This window comes from Homoserinimonas sp. A520 (assembly GCF_054489245.1).
The window spans coordinates 78,576-103,890 of record NZ_JBTMWX010000005.1 but is presented as its reverse complement, the minus strand read 5'-3'; the positions used below and the strand labels follow the sequence as shown (position 1 = coordinate 103,890).

The 25,315-nt window shown below is 67.4% G+C and carries 24 protein-coding genes, 1 tRNA gene and 1 riboswitch; of the genes, 13 read left to right on the top strand and 12 right to left on the bottom strand.

All coding sequences use genetic code 11. From position 1 onward, the window contains the following. Positions 1-42 precede the first annotated feature (42 nt). A tRNA-Lys gene (locus ACX3PH_RS12725) sits at positions 43-115 on the top strand. 30 nt (positions 116-145) lie between these two features. On the opposite strand, the gene idi is transcribed toward ACX3PH_RS12725, so the two are convergent. Further along, positions 146-676 (bottom strand): isopentenyl-diphosphate Delta-isomerase, encoded by a 531-nt coding sequence (gene idi, locus ACX3PH_RS12720; RefSeq protein ID WP_459093055.1) that lies wholly within the window; start codon positions 674-676, stop codon positions 146-148. 43 nt (positions 677-719) lie between these two features. Further along, positions 720-2,015, bottom strand: coding sequence for an aspartate aminotransferase family protein (locus tag ACX3PH_RS12715; RefSeq protein WP_459093054.1), 1,296 nt, complete (start codon positions 2,013-2,015; stop codon positions 720-722). Between the two features lie 98 nt (positions 2,016-2,113). On the opposite strand from ACX3PH_RS12715, the gene ACX3PH_RS12710 reads away from it, so the two are divergent. Then, positions 2,114-3,049, top strand: coding sequence for a LysR family transcriptional regulator (locus tag ACX3PH_RS12710; protein ID WP_459093053.1), 936 nt, complete (start codon positions 2,114-2,116; stop codon positions 3,047-3,049). Here the strand turns inward: ACX3PH_RS12710 and ACX3PH_RS12705 are convergent. Together ACX3PH_RS12705 and ACX3PH_RS12700 are read right to left on the bottom strand one after the other, a co-directional pair. Then, positions 3,010-4,068, bottom strand: a complete 1,059-nt coding sequence (locus tag ACX3PH_RS12705) for a VIT1/CCC1 transporter family protein (protein WP_459093052.1) — start codon at positions 4,066-4,068, stop codon at positions 3,010-3,012. The genes ACX3PH_RS12710 and ACX3PH_RS12705 overlap by 40 nt on opposite strands. Next, positions 4,061-4,993 (bottom strand): aldose 1-epimerase family protein, encoded by a 933-nt coding sequence (locus ACX3PH_RS12700; RefSeq protein ID WP_459093051.1) that lies wholly within the window; start codon positions 4,991-4,993, stop codon positions 4,061-4,063. Before ACX3PH_RS12700 ends, ACX3PH_RS12705 begins: the two co-directional genes overlap by 8 nt. A gap of 67 nt (positions 4,994-5,060) precedes the next feature. On the opposite strand from ACX3PH_RS12700, the gene galT reads away from it, so the two are divergent. Genes galT through ACX3PH_RS12685 form a run of 3 tightly spaced genes read left to right on the top strand, consistent with a single transcriptional unit; the run spans position 5,061 to position 8,130 of the window. Then, positions 5,061-6,158: a galactose-1-phosphate uridylyltransferase gene (gene galT / locus ACX3PH_RS12695; RefSeq protein WP_459093050.1), complete on the top strand. Its 1,098-nt coding sequence runs from the start codon at positions 5,061-5,063 to the stop codon at positions 6,156-6,158. Further along, entirely contained in the window at positions 6,155-7,315 is a 1,161-nt protein-coding gene (galK, locus tag ACX3PH_RS12690) for a galactokinase (protein WP_459093049.1), read from the top strand. Before galT ends, galK begins: the two co-directional genes overlap by 4 nt. 35 nt (positions 7,316-7,350) lie before the next feature. Then, the gene (locus ACX3PH_RS12685) at positions 7,351-8,130 is read left to right on the top strand and encodes a class I SAM-dependent methyltransferase (protein ID WP_459093048.1); all 780 of its coding nucleotides are present in this window, start codon (positions 7,351-7,353) and stop codon (positions 8,128-8,130) included. Between the two features lie 99 nt (positions 8,131-8,229). Here the strand turns inward: ACX3PH_RS12685 and ACX3PH_RS12680 are convergent, their stop codons facing one another. From ACX3PH_RS12680 to ACX3PH_RS12650, 7 genes are all read right to left on the bottom strand, one after another. Then, positions 8,230-9,105, bottom strand: a complete 876-nt coding sequence (locus tag ACX3PH_RS12680; protein WP_459093047.1) for a bifunctional methylenetetrahydrofolate dehydrogenase/methenyltetrahydrofolate cyclohydrolase — start codon at positions 9,103-9,105, stop codon at positions 8,230-8,232. Positions 9,106-9,194: 89 nt separating this feature from the next. Next, positions 9,195-10,493 (bottom strand): serine hydroxymethyltransferase, encoded by a 1,299-nt coding sequence (glyA, locus tag ACX3PH_RS12675; protein ID WP_459093046.1) that lies wholly within the window; start codon positions 10,491-10,493, stop codon positions 9,195-9,197. 72 nt (positions 10,494-10,565) lie between these two features. Further along, positions 10,566-10,704: riboswitch (ZMP/ZTP riboswitch) on the bottom strand. 174 nt (positions 10,705-10,878) lie between these two features. Beyond that, positions 10,879-11,757, bottom strand: coding sequence for a carbohydrate ABC transporter permease (locus tag ACX3PH_RS12670; RefSeq protein WP_459093045.1), 879 nt, complete (start codon positions 11,755-11,757; stop codon positions 10,879-10,881). Continuing rightward, positions 11,750-12,700, bottom strand: coding sequence for a carbohydrate ABC transporter permease (locus tag ACX3PH_RS12665; protein ID WP_459093044.1), 951 nt, complete (start codon positions 12,698-12,700; stop codon positions 11,750-11,752). The genes ACX3PH_RS12670 and ACX3PH_RS12665 overlap by 8 nt, the downstream gene beginning before the upstream one ends. Continuing rightward, positions 12,697-14,022, bottom strand: a complete 1,326-nt coding sequence (locus tag ACX3PH_RS12660; protein WP_459093043.1) for an ABC transporter substrate-binding protein — start codon at positions 14,020-14,022, stop codon at positions 12,697-12,699. Before ACX3PH_RS12660 ends, ACX3PH_RS12665 begins: the two co-directional genes overlap by 4 nt. Next, positions 14,019-15,251: a Gfo/Idh/MocA family protein gene (locus ACX3PH_RS12655; protein WP_459093042.1), complete on the bottom strand. Its 1,233-nt coding sequence runs from the start codon at positions 15,249-15,251 to the stop codon at positions 14,019-14,021. The genes ACX3PH_RS12660 and ACX3PH_RS12655 overlap by 4 nt, the downstream gene beginning before the upstream one ends. 239 nt (positions 15,252-15,490) lie before the next feature. After that, positions 15,491-16,279, bottom strand: coding sequence for a DeoR/GlpR family DNA-binding transcription regulator (locus ACX3PH_RS12650; RefSeq protein WP_459093041.1), 789 nt, complete (start codon positions 16,277-16,279; stop codon positions 15,491-15,493). Positions 16,280-16,451: 172 nt separating this feature from the next. On the opposite strand from ACX3PH_RS12650, the gene ACX3PH_RS12645 reads away from it, so the two are divergent. The 5 genes from ACX3PH_RS12645 to nagA (ACX3PH_RS12625) are packed head-to-tail and all read left to right on the top strand — an operon-like array spanning position 16,452 to position 21,172. After that, complete coding sequence (locus ACX3PH_RS12645) at positions 16,452-17,336, top strand: SIS domain-containing protein (protein WP_459093040.1); 885 nt, start codon at positions 16,452-16,454, stop codon at positions 17,334-17,336. After that, on the top strand, positions 17,333-18,223 hold the full coding sequence (locus tag ACX3PH_RS12640) for an ROK family protein (protein ID WP_459093039.1): 891 nt from the start codon (positions 17,333-17,335) through the stop codon (positions 18,221-18,223). Before ACX3PH_RS12645 ends, ACX3PH_RS12640 begins: the two co-directional genes overlap by 4 nt. Next, positions 18,220-19,143, top strand: a complete 924-nt coding sequence (locus ACX3PH_RS12635) for a 1-phosphofructokinase family hexose kinase (RefSeq protein WP_459093038.1) — start codon at positions 18,220-18,222, stop codon at positions 19,141-19,143. The genes ACX3PH_RS12640 and ACX3PH_RS12635 overlap by 4 nt, the downstream gene beginning before the upstream one ends. A 32-nt stretch (positions 19,144-19,175) precedes the next feature. Further along, positions 19,176-20,018: a class II fructose-bisphosphate aldolase gene (locus ACX3PH_RS12630; RefSeq protein WP_459093037.1), complete on the top strand. Its 843-nt coding sequence runs from the start codon at positions 19,176-19,178 to the stop codon at positions 20,016-20,018. Then, positions 20,015-21,172, top strand: a complete 1,158-nt coding sequence (gene nagA, locus ACX3PH_RS12625; protein ID WP_459093036.1) for an N-acetylglucosamine-6-phosphate deacetylase — start codon at positions 20,015-20,017, stop codon at positions 21,170-21,172. Before ACX3PH_RS12630 ends, nagA (ACX3PH_RS12625) begins: the two co-directional genes overlap by 4 nt. A gap of 88 nt (positions 21,173-21,260) precedes the next feature. On the opposite strand, the gene ACX3PH_RS12620 is transcribed toward nagA (ACX3PH_RS12625), so the two are convergent. Continuing rightward, a complete protein-coding gene (locus tag ACX3PH_RS12620; RefSeq protein ID WP_459093035.1) occupies positions 21,261-22,511 on the bottom strand; it encodes an MFS transporter in 1,251 nt (416 codons plus the stop codon). Positions 22,512-22,641: 130 nt separating this feature from the next. On the opposite strand from ACX3PH_RS12620, the gene ACX3PH_RS12615 reads away from it, so the two are divergent. The 3 genes from ACX3PH_RS12615 to nagA (ACX3PH_RS12605) are packed head-to-tail and all read left to right on the top strand — an operon-like array spanning position 22,642 to position 25,309. Beyond that, on the top strand, positions 22,642-23,955 hold the full coding sequence (locus tag ACX3PH_RS12615) for an MFS transporter (protein ID WP_459093034.1): 1,314 nt from the start codon (positions 22,642-22,644) through the stop codon (positions 23,953-23,955). Further along, positions 23,952-24,179 carry a hypothetical protein gene (locus ACX3PH_RS12610; RefSeq protein WP_459093033.1) on the top strand — a complete coding sequence of 76 codons (228 nt, stop codon included), beginning with the start codon at positions 23,952-23,954 and terminating at the stop codon, positions 24,177-24,179. The genes ACX3PH_RS12615 and ACX3PH_RS12610 overlap by 4 nt, the downstream gene beginning before the upstream one ends. Further along, positions 24,176-25,309: an N-acetylglucosamine-6-phosphate deacetylase gene (gene nagA, locus ACX3PH_RS12605; RefSeq protein ID WP_459093032.1), complete on the top strand. Its 1,134-nt coding sequence runs from the start codon at positions 24,176-24,178 to the stop codon at positions 25,307-25,309. Before ACX3PH_RS12610 ends, nagA (ACX3PH_RS12605) begins: the two co-directional genes overlap by 4 nt. Positions 25,310-25,315 lie beyond the last annotated feature (6 nt).

Below are 25,315 nucleotides of genomic sequence, written 5' to 3'. Positions count from 1 at the left end.
CGATTCTGCAGACGCTGGAAATCACGCTAGATTTAACGCCGCGGGCCTCTAGCTCAGTTGGTAGAGCATCGGACTTTTAATCCGCGGGTCGCCGGTTCGAGCCCGGCGGGGCCCACCGTGTCGTTGTGTTTTCCTGCTGATCCCGTTAGCGGTACTCGACCGGGCCCCACCCGGCCACCTGCAGTCGAAGCCAGGGGCTGAACGCGAACGGGGCCGCCAGGACGGCGGCCGCCAGCTGGACAGGCTCCACCCAGGCATAGTCGACCACTTCGCTGTCGCGAGGGTTGAGTTCACCGCTGATCTCGGCCCTGTACACCGGGCAGATCTCGTTCTCGACGACCCCGGACGCGTCCACGGCGCGGTAACGAAAATCAGGAAGCACGGGGACAACATCCTGAACTGTGGCACCCAGCTCATACAGCGCCCGACGGGAGATGGCCTCCTCTAACGATTCATCGGGTGCCGGATGCCCGCAGAAACTGTTCGTCCAGACGCCCGGCCAGGTGCGCTTGCTCAATGCGCGTCGAGTGACCAGCACCTCGCCGTTGTCCCTGAACAGATGACAGGAGAACGCCAGGTGCAGCGGCGTGTCAGCCGTGTGAACCTCCGCCTTGGCAGCGGTACCCAGGCGCAGCCCGTCCTCGGAGAGCAGCACGACCAGTTCAGGCTCATCCATAGCAGCCAGTGTGGCGCATCCGGATGACAAAACGCCCCTGAGACTAGCGGAGGACCACCTTCAGCGACTCCTCGAGGATGTCCACGCCGGCATGCAACTCCGCCTCGCTGATGGTGAGCGGTGGCGCGATGCGGAAAATGCCGCCCATGCCAGGCAATTGCACGATGTTCAGGTGGAGGCCCCTCTCGAGGCAGGCCGACGTGACAGCCTGGCCCATCGCATCCGCCGGCTCCTTGCTCACCTTGTCCTTCACCAGTTCGATGCCCTGGAGGAGGCCGCGACCGCGCACATCCCCGATCACCTCGTAACGATCGCGGAGGCCGTGCAGGCGCTCGGTGAGCTCGGCGCCCAGTCGCGCTGCCCGCTCGACAAGCGCCTCGCGTTCGATGACGCGCAGCACGGTGAGGGCGACAGACGCGGCCAGCGGGTCTGAGACGTGCGTCGTGTAGAAGAGGAAACCGCGGTCGTGGCAGGTCTGCTCGATCTCGGCACTCGTGACGACAGCCGCAACCGGCAGTCCGGCCCCCAGCGTCTTCGACAGGGTCAGGATGTCCGGGGTGACGCCGTCGCGCTGGAAGGCGTACATGGTTCCGGTGCGGGCGAGCCCGGTCTGCGCCTCATCGAGGATGAGCAGCATCCCGCGCTGCTCGCACAGCTCCTTGAGCCGGCGGAGGTAGCCGGTCGGCAACTCGATGATTCCGCCGGAGGAGAGGATCGGTTCGATGATGCAGGCGGCCAGGCTGCCGGAGGACTGCTGGTCGACGAGGGCGAAACCGTAGTCGAGCTCCGCCGCCCAGTCGTATGAGCCATCTGCCGTGCGGAACGGCGACCGATAGGCGTTCGGCGTCGGCAGGGCGAGGTTGCCGGGGGCCGGCGGGCCGTACCCGCGCCGGCCGGCCGAGAAGGTGGCGGATGCCGCGCCCTGCGTCATGCCGTGCCACGAGCGGTCGAAGGAGACCACCTCATAGCGGCCGGTGGCCAGCTTGGCCATCTTGATCGCGGCCTCGTTGGCCTCGGCGCCCGTGGTGAGCAGCAGCGTCTTATTCAACGGTGCAGGCACCGTGTCCGAAAGCTTCTCGGCCAGTTCGATCACCGGAGCGCTGAGCATTCCACTGTAGAGGTGGTCGAGCGACGCGATCGCCGACGAGACCGTCGCCACGATCTCCGGATGCGAGTGGCCGAGGATGGCGCTCATCTGCCCCGAGGTGAAGTCGAGGATCGGCCGATCCTGGCTGTCGAAGACGTACGACCCGGCGGCGCGCGTGATGATGCGCGGGCTGAATTCGGCCCCGTAGCGAATCAGGTGAGCCTCCGCCTTGCCCCACAACTCTGCGTCCACTGCCGCCCCTTCCCTCTGGTCCATTCTCGGGTGGACGGAAGCGATGCCACAAGCAAACAAAAGCCAATGACCGTTCGCAATTGCCGTACGGTGGATGGATGCTCAACCCACGGCGCCTCGAGATCCTCCGCGCGGTAGTCGCAGCCGGGTCGATCAACAAGGCGGCGCGAAACCTCAGCTACTCCCCCGCGACGATCAGCCAGCACATGACCGCGCTGGCGAAAGAAACCGGACTGGTGCTGTTCGAGAAGCAGGGCCGCGGCATCGTCGCCACCGACGCAGCCAGGCACCTGGCGGACCAGGCGCACTCGCTGCTCGCCGACTTCGGGCGCCTCGAGCGAGTCGTCGCCGACCTCCGCGGCGGCCAGGAACAGCACCTGGCGATCGCCTGCTTCGCCTCGGCTGCCGAACAGTGGATACCGGGACTGGTCCAGGCGGTCCGGCTGCTCCAGCCGAACCTCACCGTCGAGGTCAGCCTCAACGAACCCGTGGATGGGCGTGGTCGCCGCCAGCCCGACCTGGACATCCGCACCGAACCGGTGGGAAGCATCGAAGTGCAGCTCGACGGTTACCAACGGCATGAGCTGCTGGTCGAAGAACTCGTCGCAGTTCTCCCAGCCACCCACCCGCTCGCACAGGGAAGCGAGATCGCCCTGCTGGATCTCGAGCACGAGCCGTGGGTGGACCACGACATCTACGACAGCCCGATCGGGCAAATCGTGCTGGGCGCCTGCCGGGCGGCCGGATTCACTCCGCGTTATGCCGCCCGGCTGGATGACCACCGGACGGCCCTTCGACTGGTGGCGGCGGGAATCGGAGTCACCGTCCTCCCCCGGCTGGCGTCAGTCGACCTCCCCGCCGGGCTGGTCGCAAAGCCGGTGAGCGGCCCGCGGGTGCTGCGGCGCATCGTCGTACACGCCCGCCAGGGGCAACGCCACAGCGACCTCATCGACTACGCGGTGGCGCAACTCCGCCACCGCGTCATCGTGCCGAGTCAGACGCCGACGGCGCCGAGCGTCAGGCCGAGCAGGTAGGTGACGGCCGCCGCGCCGTAGCCGATCGCGAGCTGGCGCAGCGCCCGGCGGAGCGGCGGTCCACCCGACAGCAGCCCGACCACGGCGCCGGTGGAGAGCAGCGCAACGCCGACAATCAACGCCGAGACGACCACAGCCGCAAGCCCTTGCAGCCCGAACAGGTACGGCAGCACGGGGAGCAGGGCACCGGATGCGAAGAAGCAGAAGCTGGACGCGGCGGCACCCAGGGCAGACCCGATCTCCTCGTGCTGGTTGATCGCCGACAACTCCCCGGTCGGGTCGGCCTGGAGGTTGCCGATGGTCCGCCGGGCCTTGGCCTCGGCATCCGCCTCCGACATCCCGCGAGCGCGGTAGACGAGGGCCAGCTCGTTGGCGTTCACGTCGAGGTTCGGCAGCGCGGCATCCGCTCCCGGGTTCGGGTTCGACGCCTCGAGAAGCTCACGCTGCGAGCGCACCGACACGAACTCCCCCGCCGCCATCGACAGGGCGCCGGCCAACAGGCCGGCAATACCGGTGGCGAGGATGACCGGGGTGGCCACACCGGTCGCCCCGATTCCCATCACCAGGGCGAGGTTCGACACCAGGCCGTCATTGGCGCCGAAGACGGCGGCGCGGAAGGTTCCGGAGAGTCGGGCGCGGCCGCGGGCGGCCAACCCGCGCACCACCTCCTCGTGGATCTGCTCGTCGGCGGCCATCTGCCTGGTGGCGTCCTCATCCGCCTCATACGGCGAGCGGGCCTCGGCGCGCTGCGCGAGCGCGAGCACGAAGACGGAACCGAACCGGCGGGCCAGCCATCCGAGCATCCGGGTGCGGATGTCACCGCGCCTCGGCTTGCCGACCTGGTCACCGAGCAGGGCGATCCAGTGGTCCTCGTGGCGGCGCTCCGCCTCGGCGAGCGCCAACAGGATCTCCCGCTCCTCACCGGTGCGCCGGCTCGCCAGGTCGCGGTACACCGCTGCCTCAGCGCGCTCATCGGCCAGGTACTGGCGCCAGCGCCGTACCTGTTTCGCGTCAGGCACGCCGGCCGCCAGTGCGGATGCCCCACGACAGCGTCCACGTCTCGTCCGGCTCCAGCCAGCGCAGCCCGTCCCCGGAGTTCAACGCGTTCGGCGGCGCGGTCATCGGCTCAATCGCCACCGCCAGGCCCTTGCCTTCTTCGCGCTCGAACGCGGTCGCGGTGAACACCTGTGCATACCCGAAGGCGGCCTCCTGCCAGAGCTCCACCCAGCGTCCGCCAGGCGCGGTCAGTCGGTGCCGTGCCACACCGTCGGTCATGCGCACGTCGCCGAACGCGGTGTCGAGGGTGAGGTCGCCGACGCGTCGCCCACCGCTCAGGTCGTAGTCGGTTCCGGCAACCGGATGCTGTGCGACCGGGTTCTGCCTGGCATCCGTCTCGAACCAGGTAGCAGCCTGCACCGCGATGGTGAGGTCTTCGATCGGGGCGTCGCCGACCCGCAGGAAAGGGTGCGCTCCGACCGCGACCGGAGCCACAGCATCCGACCGGTTGCGGATGCTGTGGGTCACCAGCAGGCCGTCAGCCTGCACCTCGTAGCGCACGCTGGTCTCGAGCAGGAACGGGTAACCGTGCTGCGGGAACACGGTGGCGGCAAGGGTCACGGAGGCGTCGCTGCGCTCGGCGACCCGGTAGGAGGTGTTGCGCAGCAGGCCGTGAATGGCGTTGCCCAGTTTCGGCTCGGTCACGTCGAGCTGCTGTTCTTCCCCGTTCAGCCGCCAGAGGCCGTCGCGCACCCGATTCGGCCACGGAACCAGCACGATGCCGTTGCCGAACGACGGCTTCGCCCTCTCGGGGAACGGCTCGGTCAGGTGCATGCCGTCCACCGTGAGGGTGCGGATGCCCGCGGCCAGCTCGGTGACGATCGCCGTCGTCGTGGTGGCTTCCCAGGTTCCGGCCAGTTGGAACTGCTCCCCGGTTGGCGCATGCATGACCCCAGCTTAAGCGGTCCGGTCGGGCGGTACGGTTAGGTGAGCGCCGACCAGACCTGAAGGACCCATGCCCGCGATAACCAAGCACGTGACGAAACTCGCCGACGGCCGGGATCTCATCTACTTCGACGACGCGGACACCACCCTCCCGCGGGAGCGTGCGGCGGATGCCCGGACGCTCGACGCCCGCCCCGAAACGGCGACCATGCGGCAGGACGTGCTCACCGGCGAGTGGGTCTCGATCGCCTCCGCGAGGCAGAACCGCGCCTTCCTCCCGCCGGCCGACCAGGATCCGCTGGCGCCGGCGACACCCACCAACCCGTCGGAGATACCTGACAACTACGATGTCGCCGTGTTCGAGAATCGGTCCCCCTCCTTCGGGCCGGGGCTCGGCGAAGCGGATGTCTCCGGTATCGGATTCGAGCGCACCGCCCCGGCGAACGGACGCTGCGAGGTGGTCTGCTTCAGCCCGGAACACGAAGGCTCGTTCGGCACCCAGACGCCGTCACGCGCCCGCACGGTGATCGAGGCCTGGGCCGACCGCACCGCCGAACTGTCCGCGATGCCGGGCATCCGCCAGGTGTTCCCGTTCGAGAATCGGGGGGAAGAGATCGGGGTGACGCTCCGGCATCCGCACGGCCAGATCTACGCCTACCCCTATGTGACGCCGCGTACGCAGCGGCTGATCGCGTCGATCGACACCCTCGGCTCGGACCTCTTCCAGCGGATTCTGGACACCGAGCGGGCGTCCGAACGCGTTGTGCTCAGCGGCGAACACTGGACCGCGTTCGTGCCGTTCGCGGCCCGCTGGCCGATCGAAGTGCACATGCTCCCGCACCGGCAGCTGCCCGATTTCGCGGCGACCAGCGACGCCGAGCGCGACGAGCTGGCCACCCTCTACCTGACGCTGCTTCGCGGAATCGACAACATCTACGACACCCCGACGCCGTACATCGCCGCCTGGCACCAGGCGCCGGTGGCCCACCCGTCTACGGCGCCGGCTCGCGACGACATCCGCCTGATGCTGCAGCTGACCTCTCCCCGGCGGGCGGCCAACAAGCTGAAATTCCTGGCCGGGTCGGAGGCGGCCATGGGGGCGTGGATCGGCGACGTGCCACCGGAGCACTCGGCTGAGTTGGTACGAGACGGGATTGCCAGGCTGTGAGAGACATCCGCGACGACGCTCGCGACGGCTTCGCCGACACGTTCGGTCACGCGCCGGCCGGGCTGTGGTCTGCCCCGGGCCGCGTCAACCTGATCGGCGAGCACACCGACTACAACGACGGCTTCGTGCTGCCGTTCGCCATCAACCGCCGCACCGTGGTCGCGTTGGGTGCACGCGACGACCGGATGTTGCGGGTCGCCAGCTCCTACGCCGACGAGGTTGCCGAGATCGACCTGTCCGCCCTTGAGCCGAACGCCCTCGGCGGCTGGTCCGCCTACCCGCTGGGCGTGGCCTGGGCACTCGGCGAGTTCGGCGCCGACCTCGCGGCCGTGCCGGGGCTTGACCTCTTCATAGAGTCTGATGTCCCGGTGGGAGCCGGCCTGTCATCATCCGCCGCCATCGAAAGTGCGGTTGCCCTGGCGCTGAACGACGTCTGGCAGCTCGGCCTGGCCCGCGAGACGCTGGCGCGGGTCGGCCAGCGTGCCGAGAACGTCGCCGTCGGCGCCCCCACCGGCATCATGGACCAGTCGGCGTCGCTGCTCGGCCGTGCGGGTTCGGCGGTGTTCCTCGACTGCCGAAACCTCGACGCGGAACTCGTCGAACTCGGGCTCGACCAGGCCGGCCTGGTCGTGCTCATCATGGACACCGGCGTCAGCCACTCGCACTCCACCGGCGGCTACACGTCACGTCGCGAATCCTGTGAGAAGGGGGCGCGGATGCTCGGGGTCGCGTCGCTCCGGGACGTGTCCGTCGACGACCTGCCGCGCGCGCGAGAACTGCTCGACGATGAGACCTTCCGTCGAGTGCGGCACGTGGTCACCGAGAACCAGCGGGTGCTCGACACCGTGCGGACGCTTCGCCTGGAAGGGCCCGGCGCCATCGGGCGCCTCCTCGACGAGTCGCACCGGTCGATGCGCGACGACTTCGAGATCTCGGTCGCCGAACTGGACCTGGCCGTGGAGGTAGCCCTGGCGAATGGCGCGATCGGCGCGCGGATGACCGGTGGGGGCTTCGGGGGCGCCGCGATCGCGTTGGTGCCACGGGCATTTGTCTCCCTGGTTCAGGTTGCCCTCGACGGTGCGTTCTCGGAGCACGGCTACAGCCCGCCGGACACCTTCGTGGTGACGGCCTCGGACGGTGCGACCCGCGAGCCCTGACCCCCGGTTTTCGGCTGACTTCACAAGGAGAACAGATGGAACTAGTGCGGCACAGCGACGGCAGTGCCGGTGATGCGGACTACGGGGTGATCGCCACCGACTACAGCCGATACCGGCAACCCGACTCCCGATTGGCTCAAGCGATTGAGGATGCCCTCGACGACGCGGTGAGCATCGTGAATATCGGTGCCGGCGCCGGCTCCTACGAGCCGACCGATCGGGCGGTCACTGCTGTCGAGCCGAGCGCATCGATGCGAGCACAGCGATCAGCCAACCTCAGCATTGCTGTGGACGCTGTCGCCGAGAACCTCCCGTTCGCCGATGACCAGTTCGACGGAGCACTTGCCAGCTTCACGGTGCACCAGTGGAGCGACCTTGGCGCTGGGCTGCGTGAGCTGCGACGCGTCACGTCTGGGCCGGTCGTCATCCTCACCTGCGACCCCGCCGCATTGAACAAGTTCTGGCTTGGCGAGTATGCGCCCGAGGTCATCAAGACCGAGGCCGGCCGGTACCCGGCACCGGCCGACTTAGCGCGGATGCTCGGCGGGCAGGTCGAGACACTCCATCTGCCGATCCCACTCGACTGCACTGACGGCTTCGGCGAGGCGTACTACGGGCGGCCGGAGGCGCTTCTCGACCCGGCGGCGCGGCTGGCGAACTCCGCATGGAGCTTCGTCGACAAGGCCGTCTCGCAGCGGTTCGAACGCACGCTCAAGGCCGACCTCGCATCCGGAGCCTGGGACGAGAAGTACGGCCATCTGCGCACCCAGCCCGTCTTCGACGGCTCGCTGCGCATTATCATCGCGCGTCCCTGACCAGTCGCCGATGACGATGACGGCCATTGTCGACGATGACGCCGCTACAAACACCCGCATCGACGATAAAGACCGTCATCGTCGGATGCTGGGAGCGGGCTAGAGGCGCTCGGCGGCCTTCACCACGTTGGCGAGCAGCATGGCGCGGGTCATCGGGCCGACGCCGCGGGGGTTCGGTGAGAGGAACCCGGCAACCTCTGCGCAGGCCGGGTCGACGTCGCCCAGCAGCTGCGCCTTTCCGGTCGCCTCGTTCTCCACACGGGTGATGCCGACATCGAGCACCGCGGCACCCGGCTTCAGCCACTCCGGCTTGACCAGGTGCGGAACGCCGACCGCCGCAACCACGATGTCGGCTCGCTCCACCTCGGAGACCAGGTCCCTGGTGCGGGAGTGCGTCAGCGTGACAGTCGCGTCGAGTCCCTTGCGGGTCAGCAACAGCCCGAGTGGGCGGCCGACAGTCAGACCGCGGCCGATGACGGTCACCCGCTGCCCGGCAATCGGCACCTCGTAGCGCTGGAGCAACTCAACGATGCCGGCCGGCGTGCAGGGCAGCGGGGAGTCGAGCTCGCCCATCACGCCAAGCACCAGCCGCCCGAGGTTCGTCGGGTGCAGCCCGTCGGCGTCCTTCAGCGGGTCGATGAGCTCCAGCATGGCGTTCTCATCGAGGCCGCCCGGCAGCGGCAGCTGCACGATGTAGCCGGTCACCTCTGGGGCCGCATTGAGGTCCGCGATGGCGGCACGAACATCCGCAGCGGATGCTGACGCCGGCAGGTCGACACGGATCGAACGGATGCCCACCTCAGCACAGTCGCGGTGCTTGCCCGCCACGTACGAGCGTGACCCCGGATCGTCGCCGACCAGCAGTGTGCCGAGTCCCGGCGTGACCCCGTTCTCCTTCAACTTCTCGATGCGCGCGGCAAGCTCTCCCTTAACGGCGGATGCCGTGGCGACGCCGTCCAGGGTAATCGCCGTCACGCCTGTCCCCCGCCCGCGAGACCGCACTTGCGGCTGAAACACCGTGCTCGGAAGGGCCGCAACTGCGGTTTCGCAAGAAGATACATGGGTCAGGCCCAGGTTCCCGGGGACGTGAGGCCGGGGTACAGGGGGAACTGGTCGGCGAGCTTCTTCACGCGGGCGCGCAGCGCTTCGACGTCGGGGTTCGGCATCAGCGCCGTCGCGATCACGTCGGAGACCTCGGCGAACTCCTCGTCGCCGAAGCCACGCGTTGCGAGCGCCGGCGTCCCGATCCGCACGCCGGAGGGGGTCAACGGCGGGCGCGGGTCGTTCGGCACCGAGTTGCGGTTTACGGTGATGCCCACCGAGTGCAGGATGTCTTCGGCATCCTTGCCGTGGATCGCGGAGTTGCGCAGGTCGACCAGCACCAGGTGAACATCCGTTCCGCCGGTGAGGAGGTCGATGCCCGCAGCGCGCGCGTCATCCGCCATCAGCCGCTCGGCCAGGATCTTCGCGCCGCTGACGGTGCGCTCCTGGCGGTCCTTGAACTCGTCCTCCGCAGCCAGCTTGAACGCGGTCGCCTTGGCGGCGATGACGTGCATGAGCGGCCCACCCTGCTGCCCGGGAAACACCGCCGAGTTGATCTTCTTGTGCATCTCGAGGTCGTTGGTCAGGATGAAGCCGGAGCGGGGCCCGGCCAGCGTCTTGTGCACGGTGGAGGAGACGACATCCGCGTAGGGAACCGGGTTCGGATGCAGGCCGGTGGCGACGAGTCCGGCGAAGTGGGCCATGTCGACCCAGAGCTTCGCACCGACCTCGTCGGCGATCTCGCGGAAGGCGGCGAAGTCGAGTTGGCGCGGGTAGGCCGACCAGCCGGCGATGAGCACGGTCGGGCGCACAGCGAGTGCCCGTTCGCGCACGATGTTCATGTCGACACGTGCCGTCTCGGGGTCGACCCCGTAGGCGTTCGCGTTGTACAGCTTGCCGGAGAAGTTCAGCTTCATCCCGTGGGTGAGGTGGCCGCCGTGAGCGAGTTCCAGGCCCAGGATGTTGTCACCCGGGTTCGCGAGCGCCATCAGCACCGCGGCATTCGCCTGGGCACCGGAGTGCGGCTGCACGTTCGCGTAGGCGGCGCCGAACAGCGACTTGGCGCGGTCGCGGGCGAGGTCTTCCGCGACGTCGACGTACTCGCATCCGCCGTAGTAGCGGCGACCGGGGTAGCCCTCCGCGTACTTGTTGGTGAGCACGGAGCCCTGCGCCTCGAGCACCGCGCGCGAGACGAAGTTCTCGCTGGCGATCATCTCGAGGGTGTCGCGCTGGCGTCCGAGCTCCTGGGCGAGCACGGCGGCGATCTCAGGGTCGACGCTGGCGAGCGGGTCGGTGAAGGAAGACGGAAGTTTGTCGTTCAAGGCTGGCTCCTTACGGCTGACATACATTCGGACGGGCGACGAGCTAACGGCGGGGCACTCGCGCCTACTGTGTCACCCGGCCCAGGCGTACGGCCGAATCTGGGGACCCAACCGCCGTCCGATACGGTCCGTCAGGATCGGTCGGTCGTACCGGTAGGGATCAGTCGCTCCCCGATGGTTGCCCATCTCAACGCCAGTCGCGACCGGCCAAGTCTATCGGCACTGTTCCCGTTCCGGAGGATAGTGGCCCGCGGAACAGGCACTATCCGCCGGAACGGGCACTTTTAGTGGGTGCTCGAGAGGCGGCGCCGTTCCGGACGAGGACTGGCGGTGGAGGTGTTCTCGTCCGGAACGGGGTCTGGCGCTGGGCGCGGCGGCGATCCGGCTACTTGATCCCGGTGAACGCGAGGCCGTCAATCACGCGCCGCTGGAGCACGATGAACAGGATGAGGATCGGCGCCATGGTCAGCACGCTCGCCGCCATCAGGACCGGATAATTGATCGTCGGCACCCCGGCGAGCGTTGCCAGCCCGACGGCCAGCGGGGCGGCCTCCGCATTGGTGGACACCACCAGTGGCCAGAGCAGTTCGTTCCAGGAGAACAGGACGACCAGGATGGCCAGTGCGCTGACGGCGGGGCCGATGAGCGGCAGCATGATGCTCCAGAATGTCTGGAACGGGTTTGCCCCGTCCAGCCGGGCCGCCTCCTCGAGCTCCTTGGGGATGCTCAGGAAGAACTGCCGCATCAGGAACGTTCCGAACGCACTGAACAGGCCGGGGGCCACGATGCCGAGCACGGTGTCCAGCAGCCCGAAGCTCTGGATCAGCTGGTATTGCGACAACAGGTACACCTGGCCGGGCACCAGCAGGATGGACAGGACGACCGCGAACAGGACGGCCTTGCCCCGGAAGCGCATGCGGGCGAAGGCGTAGCCGGCCAGGGTGCACAGCACGATCTGCACCACCACCCGGATGACGGTGATCCAGATCGATACGCCCAGCTGGTCGAAGAACGGCATGGAGTCGAACACCGCGAGGTAGTTGTCGAACCGCAGTACCTCCGGGAAGAACGTCGGCGGCACGCTGGTCACCTCGCGGTTCGAGGAGAGCGACATGACGAGCTGCCACAGGAACGGCGCGGCCATGATGAACCCGCCGATGCTGAGGATGACGTGGGCGTGCAGGTGCGAGCCCTGGCGCCGCCGGCGCGCCTGCTTGAGCCTGGCCTGGTTGGCCCGGGCCGATATGGCTGCCGCATCACTCATAGTTGACCCACTTCTTCTGAATGCGGAATTGGAGCAGGGTCACCAGGCCGACGATCACCATGATGGCGAGTGCGATGGCGGCCGCGAATCCCTTGTTGTTGTCGATGAATCCGGTCGTATAGAAGTAGAAGACCAGTGATTGGGTCTCCGGCAGCACCGGGTTCCTCGGCCCGAGCATGGCGTAGAGGCTGTCGAAAAGCTGGAAGCTCCCGATGACCGTGACGATGGTCACGAAGAAGATGCTGGGTGACAGCAGCGGGACGGTGACGGAGATGAACTGCCGCCACGGCGAAGCCCCGTCGAGCTCGGCAGCCTCGTACAGGTCCACCGGAATGTTCTTGAGCCCGGCGCCCAGGATGATGATCGCGAAGCCCAGCGATCCCCACAGGCCGAAGATCGCGATGGAGACCAGCGCGAGTCCCTCGGTCGACAGCCAATAGGGCCCATCGATCCCGAGCAGCGACAAGCCGTAGTTGATGATTCCGAAGTCGCCGTTGTACATCGCCTTCCAGATGAGGGAGACCGCAACCGGCAGCGAGATGAAGGGGAGGAAGAAGAGCGCGCGGTAGAGCGAAGCGAAGCGAAGTCCTGGCCGGTTGATGAGGCTGGCCATGTAGATGCCGATCGGGATGCCGAGCACGACGATCGCGGTGTAGATCACGGTGTTCCGGATGGCGAGATAGAACTCGGGATCCTGCACTAGCCGGATGTAATTGTCCAGCCCGGTCCAGGTGGCTCCGCCGAAGACGCCGAACTCGGTGAAGGAGAAGTACAGCGTCTGGAGGATGGGCCAGATGTAGAACATGCCGATGCCGAGGAGCAGCGGCGCGATGAACAACCACGGCCACCACCCATCCGGCCGCTTGATGACGCCGGACCGCCGGCGGTCAGTGGTGCTGACCGCCGGCGAGCCGTGTTGCGCTGTGGTGTGGGGCAAGGTCACTCCGCGTCCAGGAGTTCTTGAACTCGCGTGCCGAGCTCCTCGTTGACCTCCTTGATGGACCGCTTACCAGCGAAGCCATCCATCAAGATCTCGGCTTCGAGAGCTGCCCAGGCCGAAGTGTTCTCGGAGACCGGGTACGGGTAGGAGTAGTCGATCGCGTCGAGGAAGATCTGGAGGTTGTACTCCGGGATCGAGTCAACGAACGCCTGCTGGGTTCCGTTGAAGGCCGGGATCACAGCTCCCAGTTCGCCCTGCTGTCGCTGGGCCTCCTCGCCAGCGAGGTAGACCTGCAGTGCGTGCGCGGCCTGCTTGTTCCCGCTGGTCGCACTCACAACATTGGCCACACCGTGGATTATGGTGGCCTGGCGTTCGCCGGTCGGCATCTCGATCGCGGTCGCGTCTGCCGAGATTTCCGAGTCCACGATCGCGTTGCGCGTCCAGCTTCCGTGCTGGTACAGCGCGACCTTGCCCGAAGTGAACCAGGTCAGTCCGTAGGTGTCGGTGAGCTGCTGCACGTTCGGCGACGAACCTTCCGCGATCAGGTCAGCCCAGTATTGGAGACCCGCTTCGGCCTCCGGAGTGCCGAACCCGGTGGTCTTGCCATCCGCTGAGATGACCTCACCCCCGGCCTGGAGGATGGTGTTGTAGTAGCCGGCCTGGCCTTCGACGGTTGCGGCGGTGCCGTAGATCCCCTCACTGCCCAGGGCCGCGGTGATCGCGGCAGCCTTCTCGTGGAAGTCCTCCCAGGTCCATCCGGGCTGCGGCTCCTCTACTCCTGCCCTCTCGAAGATCGCCTTGTTATACCAGACTCCGATGGTGTCGAAGTCCTTCGGCACCGCATAGTTGACGCCGTCGTAGGTGTAGAGGTCGACGAGCGCCTCCGGATAGTTGGCCGGGTCGATGTGACCGCCCTCGATCACCGAGGTGATCGGGTCGAATAAGCCGCTGGAGGCGTAGAGCTGGAAGTTCGGGCCGTTCATCCAGAACAGGTCGGGCAGGGTCGTGCTCGACCCCTGGGTCTGGAGCTTGGTCCAGTAGTCGCCCCACGGGGTGACGTTGACATTGACCTTGATGTTCGGGTACTCCTCATTGAAGCCTTCGATGTTGGCCTCGATCGCCTCCTTCTGGGTCTCATCCCAGATGCCGTAGGTGATCTCCGCCTCGAAGTCCGCAGCGGGAGGGGTGTACGCCCCGGAGTCGCCCGGTGCGGCGTCGCCGCCACCGGAGCACCCGGCGACCATGGCTGCGACGCTGACGATGGCTGCGCCGATGACGAGCCGTCGTCGGGTCCGAGAGAACTGTGCGAATGGATTGCGTTTCATGGGACTTGCCTTTCTGTGGGGGACGGTGAAGGGGTGGAACTCTGAAGGATTTCGATGAGGCGAGAATCCAATTGAGGTACGTCGAGCGGGATGGACCCGTTGCGGAGGGATTGGGTGGCCAGGTCCCCGGCCGCGACGGCATTGCGTGCGGCGACCAGCGACACCTCGGTGGGAGAGCCCGTTGCCAGGTGGTGGATGAACTCGAAGACGGCAAGCTTGTCGGCGTCCATGTGCCCGCTCGCCACGCCTTCGATCGGATACTCGGCGTCGCCGTTCGGCGCGTACTCATGCCGCCGGTTCCAGACTCTGACGACGCCACCTGCCGTGTCGCCGAAGTTCTCCAGTCGGCCTTCCGTGCCGATCACGGTGTAGTTACGCCAGTAGTCCGGTGTGAAGTGGCATTGCTGGTAGCTCGCCATCACTCCGTTGTCGAGTTCCATTAGCATCATCGAGATGTCTTCCACGTCGACCACCGGATTGAGTCCCCGTTGCGCCAGCGGTGGCCAGTTCTCGAAGGAGAACCAGTCCTGCATCCGCTGTCCGGACCTGTCCATCCGATCCTGGAGGGAACCGTAGAGGGCGAGTTCGCCCATGGCCACGACTCGGCGGGAGTACCCGCCGGCCAGGTAGTGGATGACGTCGATGTCGTGGCTGCCTTTTTGCAGCAGGAGGGAGTTGGTCTTCGACCTGTCCGCGTGCCAATCCTTGAAGTAGTAGTCACCGCCGTTGCCGACGAAATGTCGGACCCAGACCGCTTTCACCTCGCCAATCTCGCCCCGCTCGATGATCGAACGCATGAGCCGGACGACACCGGCATGACGGAAGTTGTGCCCGACATACAGAACGGTGCCGGTGTCTGCGGCCGTGGCGAGAACCTCATCGCATTCGGCGACGGTGAGGGCCAGGGGTTTTTCCAGGTACACGGCGATTCCGGCTCGCAGCAGGTCGATCGCAATCCGTGCATGTGTCGAATCCGGCGTGGTGACGAATGCGCCATCGACACCACCCGCCGCGATGAGTTCAGTGTGCGATTCGTAGAGGGCGATTCCGGGGCCGAAGCGCTCGGCGACGCGGCCCCGGCTCAGGGCCGAGTTATCGGCGACCGCAACGATCCTGGCGGCATCCGTGTCGAAGGCGGCATGGCCCGCGATCTCTGCCCGCTCGCCTGCTCCGATAATCGCCAGGCGCAGCGGGAGCGCTGCCTGCGGGATGGAATGGGAACCAGTCATCAAAGCCAACATCCTTGTTTGCGTGATCTTGAGTGATTATGACACATATCGATCATTATTTGGCAAGAACGATCATATTGCCTGCGCCGATTTCGCTCTATCGTCTGTCCGACACGTGACCAATCTGCAACCTGTACGCCGAATCGACGCACTCCATTACGGGGGACACCCCGCTCAGCGAGGGTCGGCGCTCAAAAGCGGCACGGGACCGCTGGCATGGCCGGGGCCGAGCGGAGGGGTCAGGCGGCGACGATGACGTCGACGCCGGCTTTGTCCATAGCGTCACGCATGGCACCGGTCACGGCAGAATCAGTGACCAGCACGTCAATCTTGTCCAGCGGGCAGATGCGCGCGAAAGTGGTCTTCCCCAGCTTGGATGAATCCGCCACCACCATGACGCGCTTCGCCACGCTCGCCAGCTGCCGGCTCACTTCGGCCTCCCCCTCGTGGACGGTCGTCGCGCCGAACTCGGCGCTGAGACCGTCGACCCCGAGGATCGCCAGGTCGAGCGTCAACTCGTTGATCGTGTCGCCGACCAGGGGGCCGACCAGCTCATAGGACTGCCGGCGGGCGACGCCTCCGGTGACCACGATCTTCACGTGGCGGCGGATCGAGAGTTCGAACGCGATGTTCAGGGCGTTGGTCACGATTGTCACGCCCGCCTCGTCACCCGGGCCGATCAGGTGCTCACTGCGGCCGATGACCCGGGAGACCTCGCTGGTCGTCGTGCCGCCGTTGAGCCCGATGACATCACCGAAGTTGACCTGCTCGGCCACGGCTCTGGCGATCGCGAGCTTGGCATCCGCGTGCCGCGGGATCTTGTACTGCAAGGGCAACTCATAGCCGGAGCCGAGAGCCATCCCGCCACCATGCGTCCTGGTCACCAGGCGTTGGTCCGCGAGGCTGTTGAGGTCGCGCCTGGCGGTCGCCGCGGAGACGTTCAACTCGTCGACGATCTCCTGGATCGACACCGTCCCCCGGCCGATAATGAGCTCCAGCAGAGCGTTCAGTCTGTGTTGCTGAGCCATCACTCCCACCTTCAGCTGGTCCACTGGATCGGGAATGGGCAATCCCCGCATAATCAAAGCACAGCGCGCGTTCTATCCCTCATCTTGATCGAAATTGTTCATTTGGCGTATAATCAATCAAAAGTGTCAGCGATGCTGGCGCCAGCGAAGCGAACAAGGACGAAAGAGACCCATGACGCAGACACATGTCGCAACGGAGATCGCCTCCCAACCAGAAAGCTGGCGCAAGGCCGCTGCCCTGAGCGGCACGTTCGTGGATGCCCTCCCGGCCAAGGGCGAGCGGGTGGCGGTGGTGGGTTGCGGCACATCCTGGTTCATCGCCATGAGCTACGCCGTCCTGCGGGAGCAGGCGGGCCACGGCCTGACGGACGCGTTCGCCGGTTCCGAATTTCCCTCGACCCGGACGTATGACCGGATCATCGCCATCTCCCGGTCGGGCACCACCACCGAGATCATCAGCCTGCTCAAGCAGGTGACCAAGACGCGCACCACCGTGATCACGGCCGTTCCCGGCTCCCCCGCCACGACCCATTCGACCGACGTCATCCCGCTGGCATTCGCCGATGAGAAGTCGGTGGTGCAGACTCGATTCGCCACCTCCGTGCTGGCGCTGCTGCGTGCGCACCTCGACCAGGACATCGAACCGGCCGCCCGGGATGCCGAGATCGCCCTCCAGACTCCGATCGACAGTCTGCTCAAAGCAGACCAGGTGACCTTCGTCGGACAGGGCTGGACCATCGGCCTGGCTCATGAGGCCGCCCTCAAGACCCGGGAAGCCGCACAGTTCTGGGCAGAGGCCTACCCGGCGATGGACTATCGCCACGGTCCGATCTCCATCGCCCAACCCGGCCGCCTGGTCTGGTCCTTCGGCCCCGCACCGGAAGGCCTCCAGCAGGCGGTCGAGGACACCGGGGCCACCATGGTCGAGTTCGACCTCGACCCGCAGGCCGTGCTGGTCATCGCCCAGCGCTTCGCGGTCGCCGTCGCCGAAAGCCGGGGCCTCGACCCCGATCACCCCCGCAACCTCACCCGTTCGGTTATCCTGACCCTCGGATGACCTCCACACTGTCGCTGGGAATTGACGTCGGCGGCACGAGCATCAAGGCCGCGGCGGTCGATGCCGAGGGTCGGCTCCACGCGGAGCAACGGGTGCAAACCCCCTCAGGCGATTCCAGCGGGGACAAGGCCGCCGAGATCATCTCCGGTCTCATCGACCAGTTCTGCGCGAGCCATCGGGTGACATCCGTGGGCGTGGCGGTTCCCGGCATCGTCAACGAGGAATCCGGCGTCGTGGTCAGCGCGGTGAACCTCGGCTGGGAAGGGCTGCCCCTTCGACAGATGATCACCGCGCTCACCCCGCTGCCGCTCTTCTTCGGGCAGGATGTTCGCGCCGGCGCCTACGCCGAGACTGCGCTGGGAGCGGCCCGCGACCGGAACGGCGTCGTGGCGTTCGTCCCGATCGGCACCGGTATCGCGGCAGGCATCATGGTGGACGGCAGTCCGCTCACCGCTGGAGGCTGGGCGGGAGAGATCGGGCAGATGGCGGTGGCAGCAACGGCCCCACGGGCCGGGACCGCGCAGTCACTGGAGTCCGTGGCATCCGCTTCGGCGATCGCCAGGCGGATCGGCAGCGCTGATGCCAAAGCCGCGGTCGAACTGGTCAGCGGTGGTGACGCATCCGCCATCCTGATCTGGAATGACGCAGTCGACGCCCTCGCCGAATCGCTCGCCTGGATGACGGCGATCGTCGGGGCCGAGACCATCATCATCGGTGGCGGTCTGGCCGAGTCCGGTTCCGTGCTCATGGACCCGCTCGAACGTGCCCTCGCGGTGCGGCTGGGCGCGCTTCGACGACCGGCCCTGCTGACCGCGGCTTTCGGAGACCAGGCCGCCATCGTCGGTGCTGGGCTGCTCGCGCATCGGCTCGAGGCCGACCGGACATGATCATCACCATCACCCCCAATCCCGCGCTCGACCTGACCTACACCGTCGACCGGGTCGAGCATGGCGAAAGCCAGCGCGTGAAGGCCGCGGCTGTTCGAGCGGGCGGCAAGGGCCTGAACGTGGCTCGGGTCGCACACCAACTCGGGGCGGACGTCACCGCGATCGCCTCGGTCGGAGGCGACACCGGACATTCGTTCGAAGCCGAACTGACGGCCAGTGGTCTCCCCCATCGGCTGCACGAATCCGACTCCCCGACGCGCAGGACCATCACCATCGTCGATCGGAGCCGCGGAGAAACCACGGTGCTGAACGAGACCGGCAGCCCATTCTCGTCGGTCGAGTGGGCCCATACCGCCGACGCCGTGGTGTCCCTCGGTGCCGAAGCGGAGTGCCTCACCGGATCGGGAAGCCTGCCTCCGGGGAGTCCTGACACCCTTTATGCGGGCCTGGTCGAGCTCGCAACCGGACTGGGGATCCCCAGTGTCATCGACGCCAGCGGACCCGCCCTCCTGAGCGCCGCCCGGGCAGGCGCGACCGTGCTCAAGCCCAACCGTCGTGAACTCGCCGAGTCGCTGGACAGCGCCGACCCGGTCGCCGGAGCCAAACACCTCCTGTCCCTCGGGGCGTGCCTGGTCTTCGTCTCGCTCGGAGAGGACGGCATGATCGCCGTCTCCGCCGATTCGCCCGGAGTGGTGTGGAGTGCCCGCCTGCCCCAGCCGATGCGAGGCAACCCGACCGGAGCCGGCGATGCCGCCGTGGCAGCCATCGCGTTCGCCCTCGCCGACCAACTCAGTGATCCTGCCGACATCCTCCGCCGGGCTGCCGCCTGCGGGGCGGCCGCGGTGCTCATGCCCCAGGCCGGCGAAATCGCGGCCGGGTTTCGCGACCTCGAAGCCCAGCTCATCGTCGAGCGCAACTGATTCCGACCTGTGACAGTGAAGGAGACCTCCTGGTGCCATTGGTAAGAACGGCAGAGGTAATCAGCGAGGCGGTCGCCGAGCACCGCGGGATCGGTGCCTTCAACGTCATCCATCTGGAGACCGCGGAGGCGCTGGCCGATGCGGCCGAACGAGCCGGCCTGCCGGTCATCCTGCAGATCTCCCAGAACTGCGTGCAATTCCACGGAGGCCTCGCCCCGATCGGCCTGGCCGCGCTCGCCATCGCCCGGTCATCGACAGCATCCGTCGCGGTGCACCTCGACCACGCCGAAGACGAGACGCTCGTGCGCGAAGCCATCGACCTCGGCTTCGGCTCCGTCATGTTCGATGGTGCAGCGCTCGACTACGGCGCGAACGTGGCGGCAACAGCCCGCGTGGTCGAGTACGCCCGCGAGCGCGGAGCCTACGTCGAAGCCGAGCTGGGCGAAATCGGCGGAAAGGATGGAGCACACGCCCCCGGGGTGCGGACCGACCCGGACGAGGCGGCCGCCTTCGTCGAGGCCACGGACGTGGACGCCCTGGCCGTGGCGGTCGGTTCCTCCCACGCCATGACCGAGCGAAGCGCCGCACTCGACCTCAAGCTGATCGCGCATCTGTACCGCGCCGTCCCGGTGCCCCTGGTGCTGCATGGCTCATCCGGGGTCTCTGATGAACAGTTGGTCGCGGCGATTCACGCCGGCATGACCAAGATCAATGTGTCGACCCATCTGAACGGCGTCTTCACCGCCGAACTCCGCTCGTTCCTCGCCGCGAATCCCACGGTGGTGGACTCCCGGAAGTACTTCCGCGGCGCCCGCGAGGCTCTTGCCGCGGAGGCGGCTCGGCTCATCCGGTTGTTCGCGCTCACCGGATCATGAGCGCCGCCACCCGAACCGTCATCCACTCTGCCCGGCTGGTCACCGGCGGAGAAGTCGTCACCGACGGCTGGATGGCCTTCGACCGGGACACCATCACGGCGACCGGCGCCGGACCCGTCGACCTCACTCTGATGTCCGGTGCATCGGTGATCGACGCCGGCGGCGCCTGGCTCTCCCCCGGCTTCATCGACATCCACTGCCACGGCGGTGGCGGGTCGTCGTTCGACGACGGGGCGGATGCCATCGGCACAGCCCTGGCCATGCACCGCTCCCACGGGACGACCCGCTCGGTGTTGTCCCTGGTGACAGCATCCCTCGACGACCTGGAACGCCGACTCGGCGACGTGGCCGATCTCGCGGACCAGTATCCGCTCATCCTCGGCGCCCACCTGGAGGGCCCGTTCCTCGATGCTGCCCACAAGGGTGCCCACGATCCGGCCCTCCTCCAGCAGGCGGATGCCGCCACCATCGATCGGCTCCTGGCCGCCGGCCGGGGATGGCTGAGGCAGGTCACCCTCGCACCGGAGCTTCCGCAGGGGATGGATGCCCTGCACCGCTTCGTCGCTGCCGGCGTCGCGGTCGCGGTCGGCCACACCGGTGCCGACTACGCCCAGGCCAGGGCGGCGTTCGATGCCGGTGCGAGCATCCTGACCCACGCCTTCAACGCCATGCCGGGGCTGCACCACCGTGAGCCCGGGCCGGTTGCTGCAGCGATTGGCTCCGCCGGCGTGGTGCTGGAGATCATCAATGACGGCGTCCACGTGCACCCGGACATCGTGCGCCTGGCGTTCGCCGGCGCCCCCGGGCGGCTGGCCATGGTGACGGATGCGATGGCGGCTGCCGGTGCCGGAGACGGCGAATACCGGCTCGGCTCCCAGCAGGTCACGGTCGACGCCGGGGTGGCGAGGCTCGCCCATGGCGACTCGATCGCCGGGTCGACGCTCACCCAGGACGAAGCGCTGCGACAGGCGGTGCGCGTGGTCGGGCTGCCGGTCGAGGCGGCGGTTCAAGCGCTCACCGAGACGCCCGCCAGGGCGATCGGCCGAGCACACGACCTCGGCCGGTTGGCTCAGGGCTACGCCGCGGACGCCGTGCTGATGGACGCCGAGCTCCGCGTCACCGCCGTCTGGGCGGCCGGAGTGCGGCTCCGCTGAAGGTCAGTGCCCCCGCAATAGTGACCGTTCCGGATGATAGTGCCCGTTCCGCGAGGCACTTCTGTCCGGAACGGGCACAATCACGGGGTCAGTGCCCGACGACGCGACGCGGTGGGCGACCGCGGAGGATCGCATCCGTCACCACCACCAGCACGATCGCGAGGGCCAGCAGCCCGAGGTAGATGTTCGGCAGCGATCCGAGCCCGAACCGTTCCAGCGCGAGGGCGCCGACCAGGGCACCTCCGCCGATGCCGATGTTGAAGGCCGTCGTGTAGAAAGCGCTCGAGGTGTCCCGGATGCGCGCGGGCGCCGCATGCAGCACGCGGGTCTGCAGCAGCGGCGGCAGCATACCCATCGACACTCCCCAGAACAGGAAGGCCGTGAGGGCGACGGGCAGCACCGCCGGCCATGCACCGAGGACGGCAACGGATGCTGCAAGCACCACCAGCGCGACCATCAGCCCGGTTCGCGGCCGGGCCCCGAACCACACCGCCACGATCACCAGGGCCAACGTTCCGGCCGCGCCGTAGCCGAACAGCGCCGGGCCGACCGCGAAGCTGGCGATCCCCATCTCCCGGGTGAGGAACGGCTCCACGTAGGTGTAGAAGGTGTACTGCCCGATCATGGTCACCGCCGTGATGATGCAGACGAACACCACGGCAAGAACCGACTGTTCCTTGCGCGGGGCGGCTGAAGCATCCGTCAACGCGACCAGGCTGCCGGTCGCCGTACTCACCGTCGGCACGGATGCTGTCAGGTGGTGCATGCTGACCTTCGGCAGCAGCTTCCAGACGAAGAAGGTGCCGATCAGGGTCAGCGCCGCGAGCACCCCGAAGGCTGCCCGCCATCCGACCGCCTGGCCGAGTGCGGTTCCCAGCGGAACCCCGAGCACGAAGGCCAGCGAGCCGCCGCCGAGCGAGATTGAGACCGCACGGCCGATCTGTTCCTTCGGTACCAGGTAGGCGGAGTATGCGCCGATGACGGTCCAGAAGATCCCGTGGGCGACACCGCCGATGATGCGCGAAATGACCAGGATCGTGTAGTTGGGCGAGAAAGCGGTGAGAACAGTGCTGACCACCAGGATGAGCAGCACGATGATCACCAGGCGGTGGCGGTCGACCCGGCGGGTCAGGTGCGCCAGCGGGGCGCTGGTGAAAACCACGGTGAACGCGAACACGCTCACCGTGAGGCCGATCAGCGACTCGGTCACCCCGAGCTCCGAACTCATGTACGACAGCAGGCCGGTCGGGAGCATTTCGATGGTGACGCTGAGGAAGATGGCCAACGCCACCGTGAACAGGGCGAGGTAGGGAAAAGGTTTGGTGTCGGGCGCGGTCATCGCGACAAGGTCCATCCGGGGTGAGGCGTGACGCCGCCAGCGGGAAGCCGCGGAACGCGCGGCGACTGTGACAGTTTACAGACGAGCTTGGTGGCTGCGAATGTCGGATGCTGTCCCTACGATTGGCATAGTGACCAACCTCCCAACACCACCGGAAACCGGCTCCATTCCCCTTCCGGATGGGCCGATGGAGACGAACCCGCGCCAGTCCAGGTGGCAGCGGCTCGCCGCGGGGGTCGCCGACCCGGTGTTGCGTATCCTCATCGTCTCCGGCCTCGTTCTGACCCTCGGCCGCGGCGTCTTCCTCGCCCTCACCGTGCTCTACTTCACGCTCATCGTCGGGCTGAGCGCGGTGGAGGTCGCCGTGATCCTCACTGTGTCCAGTGCAGCCGGTGCCGTGGCATCCGTCGTCGCCGGCCACCTGGCCGACCGGTTCAGCGCCCGCCGCCTCATGGTCGCGTTCGAGTTCATCGCCGGAAGCGCGCTGATCTTCTACGTGGTCGCCGACACCTTCAGCGTCGCCCTGGCCATCGCGTGCGTGTACAGCGCCTTCCATCAGGCGGCCAGTTCGGTGCGGTCGGCGATCATCGCCCGCGCTTTCGACGGCGCTGGGCGGGTGAACGCGCGCGCGGTGCTGCATACCGTGACCAACATCGGCATCGCGATCGGTAGCGCGGCGGCTGCCGGCGCCCTGCTCGCGGGAACCGCCGAGGCATTCCACGCCACCATGGTCGTCGCCGGTGCGGTGATCGTCGCCAGTGTCATCCCGCTGCTGCGCCTGCCCCAGCGGGTCAACGCCCCGGTGCGCACGGCGCCGGTCGACGGCATCGAAGAAGACCGCGGCATTTCGCCGTACCGCGACCGACGCTACCTCTCGCTGACCGTGCTCACCGGCATCTTCTGCCTCCACTTCGGGCTGGCCGAGATCGGCCTGCCGCTGTGGATCCTGCACTCGACGGATGCGCCGATCGCCATGGTCTCGGTCGTGCTCATCCTGAACACCGTGATCGTGATCGGCTTCCAGATCCCGCTCAGTCGCGGCACCAACGACGTGCGGCACGCCGGCAAGGTCATCGCCCTTTCCGGGATCCTGATGGCGGCGGCCTGCTTCGTGTATGCGGCATCCGGGCTGGTGTCGATCTGGTTCGCGATCGCGTTCCTGGTGATCGCCACCCTCGCCCACACCTTCGCCGAGGTGCTGTCATCGGCGGGGGTCTGGGGGCTCAGCTTCGAGTTGGCCGACCAGCGACGGGCGGGCGCCTACCAGGGCGTCTTCGGCTTGAGCTGGTCGATCTCCGCCATGGTGTCGCCGCTCGTGATCACGCTGGCCGTGACCAACGGAATGCTGGGCTGGGCCGGCCTCGCGGTGGTCTTCCTGCTGTCGGCGTTCGGCGTGTGGTGGATCGCGCTGCGAGCATCCGCCCCCTCTAGCCTGGTCAGGTGACTTTCGAGCATTCGCCCGACCCGGGCCCCACCCACTGGGTGCTGACCCTTGTCTGCGCGGATGCGCCCGGCGTCGTTCACGCGATCACCGGCGCGATCGTGCCGGCGGGAAGGGAGGAGAAATCAGCCATCGTCCGCGAAATCCTCCTCCCTTTCGCGCGGATGTCCGGAAAGGTCCCTCAATTGCGCAAGGGGAAGGGGGCCATCGCTAGGGTTGGCACATGACGACCGTGTTCACTGGCGCCCGCAAGCTCGATGTCGACGGGCCAGTCGACGACTTCTGGATGCTCGTCGATGGCGACACGATCGCGGCGACCGGCGTCGGTGCACCGCCCGAGGCGGACGAGCGGATTGACACCGCCGGAGGCTGGCTGGTCCCCGGGTTCATCGACCTCCATTGCCACGGCGGCGGCGGGCACGCGTTCGATGACGGTGACGACGAGATCACGGCCGCCCTGGCCACCCACCGCGCGCACGGCACGACGCGCGCGGTGATCAGCCTGGTCGCGGGCCCGGTCGCGCAGCTGCGGGAGAGCCTCGAGGTGATCGCTGACCTGGTCGAGGACGACCCGCTCGTGCTCGGCTCGCACCTTGAAGGCCCCTACCTCGCCCAGGAGCGCCGCGGCGCCCACAACCACGAGTACCTGAAGACGCCCGACCTGTACGAGATCGACGGCTTGCTCGCCTCGAGCCGCGGCACCCTCCGCCAGCTCACGATCGCCCCGGAGCTCCCGGGCGCGATGGATGCCGTCGACCACCTCGTGCAGCATGGCGTCGCCGTGGGCGTCGGCCACACTGAGGCCACCATCGACGTCGCTCGCGAGGCGTTCGGCCGTGGCGCGACCATCCTCACCCACGCGTTCAACGCCATGCCGGGCATCCACCACCGCGCCCCGGGCCCGATCATTGCAGCCTTCGAGGACGACCGGGTGACGATCGAGCTGATCCTCGACGGCCTGCACGTGCATCCGCACGTCGCCGGGATGACCTTCCGGGCGGCGCCGGGGCGGATCGCATTGGTGACGGATGCCATGGCCGCAGCCGGATCCGATGACGGCGACTACCGGCTCGGTTCGCTGAACGTGTCGGTGCGCGAAGGCCTCGCCGTACTGCGCGGCACCAACACGATCGCCGGCTCGACGCTGACCCAGGATCGCGCACTGCGTTGCGCGATCACCCAGGCCCGTGTTGCGCCGGCGGATGCGGTGGCCGCGATCACCTCGACTCCCGCGCGGGCCCTCGGATACGGCGACCGGCTCGGCCGGCTCGCACCCGGCTTCGCCGCCGACGCCGTGCTGCTGGACGACGACTGGCAGGTTCTGCGCGTCTGGGGGAACGGCAGCTCTGTGGGTTAGGCCGCA

Excerpts from the sequence above, each read along its gene's own strand:
- ACX3PH_RS12710 (WP_459093053.1), top strand. The coding sequence starts at position 2,114 with ATGCTCAACCCACGGCGCCTCGAGATCCTCCGCGCGGTAGTCGCAGCC.
- galT (WP_459093050.1), top strand. The coding sequence starts at position 5,061 with ATGCCCGCGATAACCAAGCACGTGACGAAACTCGCCGACGGCCGGGAT.
- ACX3PH_RS12655 (WP_459093042.1), bottom strand. The coding sequence starts at position 15,251 with ATGACTGGTTCCCATTCCATCCCGCAGGCAGCGCTCCCGCTGCGCCTG.
- ACX3PH_RS12670 (WP_459093045.1), bottom strand. The coding sequence starts at position 11,757 with ATGAGTGATGCGGCAGCCATATCGGCCCGGGCCAACCAGGCCAGGCTC.
- ACX3PH_RS12660 (WP_459093043.1), bottom strand. The coding sequence starts at position 14,022 with ATGAAACGCAATCCATTCGCACAGTTCTCTCGGACCCGACGACGGCTC.
- nagA (WP_459093032.1), top strand. The coding sequence starts at position 24,176 with ATGACGACCGTGTTCACTGGCGCCCGCAAGCTCGATGTCGACGGGCCA.
- idi (WP_459093055.1), bottom strand. The coding sequence starts at position 676 with ATGGATGAGCCTGAACTGGTCGTGCTGCTCTCCGAGGACGGGCTGCGC.
- ACX3PH_RS12640 (WP_459093039.1), top strand. The coding sequence starts at position 17,333 with ATGACCTCCACACTGTCGCTGGGAATTGACGTCGGCGGCACGAGCATC.
- ACX3PH_RS12685 (WP_459093048.1), top strand. The coding sequence starts at position 7,351 with ATGGAACTAGTGCGGCACAGCGACGGCAGTGCCGGTGATGCGGACTAC.
- ACX3PH_RS12635 (WP_459093038.1), top strand. The coding sequence starts at position 18,220 with ATGATCATCACCATCACCCCCAATCCCGCGCTCGACCTGACCTACACC.
- ACX3PH_RS12650 (WP_459093041.1), bottom strand. The coding sequence starts at position 16,279 with ATGGCTCAGCAACACAGACTGAACGCTCTGCTGGAGCTCATTATCGGC.
- ACX3PH_RS12620 (WP_459093035.1), bottom strand. The coding sequence starts at position 22,511 with ATGACCGCGCCCGACACCAAACCTTTTCCCTACCTCGCCCTGTTCACG.
- ACX3PH_RS12645 (WP_459093040.1), top strand. The coding sequence starts at position 16,452 with ATGACGCAGACACATGTCGCAACGGAGATCGCCTCCCAACCAGAAAGC.
- ACX3PH_RS12700 (WP_459093051.1), bottom strand. The coding sequence starts at position 4,993 with ATGCATGCGCCAACCGGGGAGCAGTTCCAACTGGCCGGAACCTGGGAA.
- nagA (WP_459093036.1), top strand. The coding sequence starts at position 20,015 with ATGAGCGCCGCCACCCGAACCGTCATCCACTCTGCCCGGCTGGTCACC.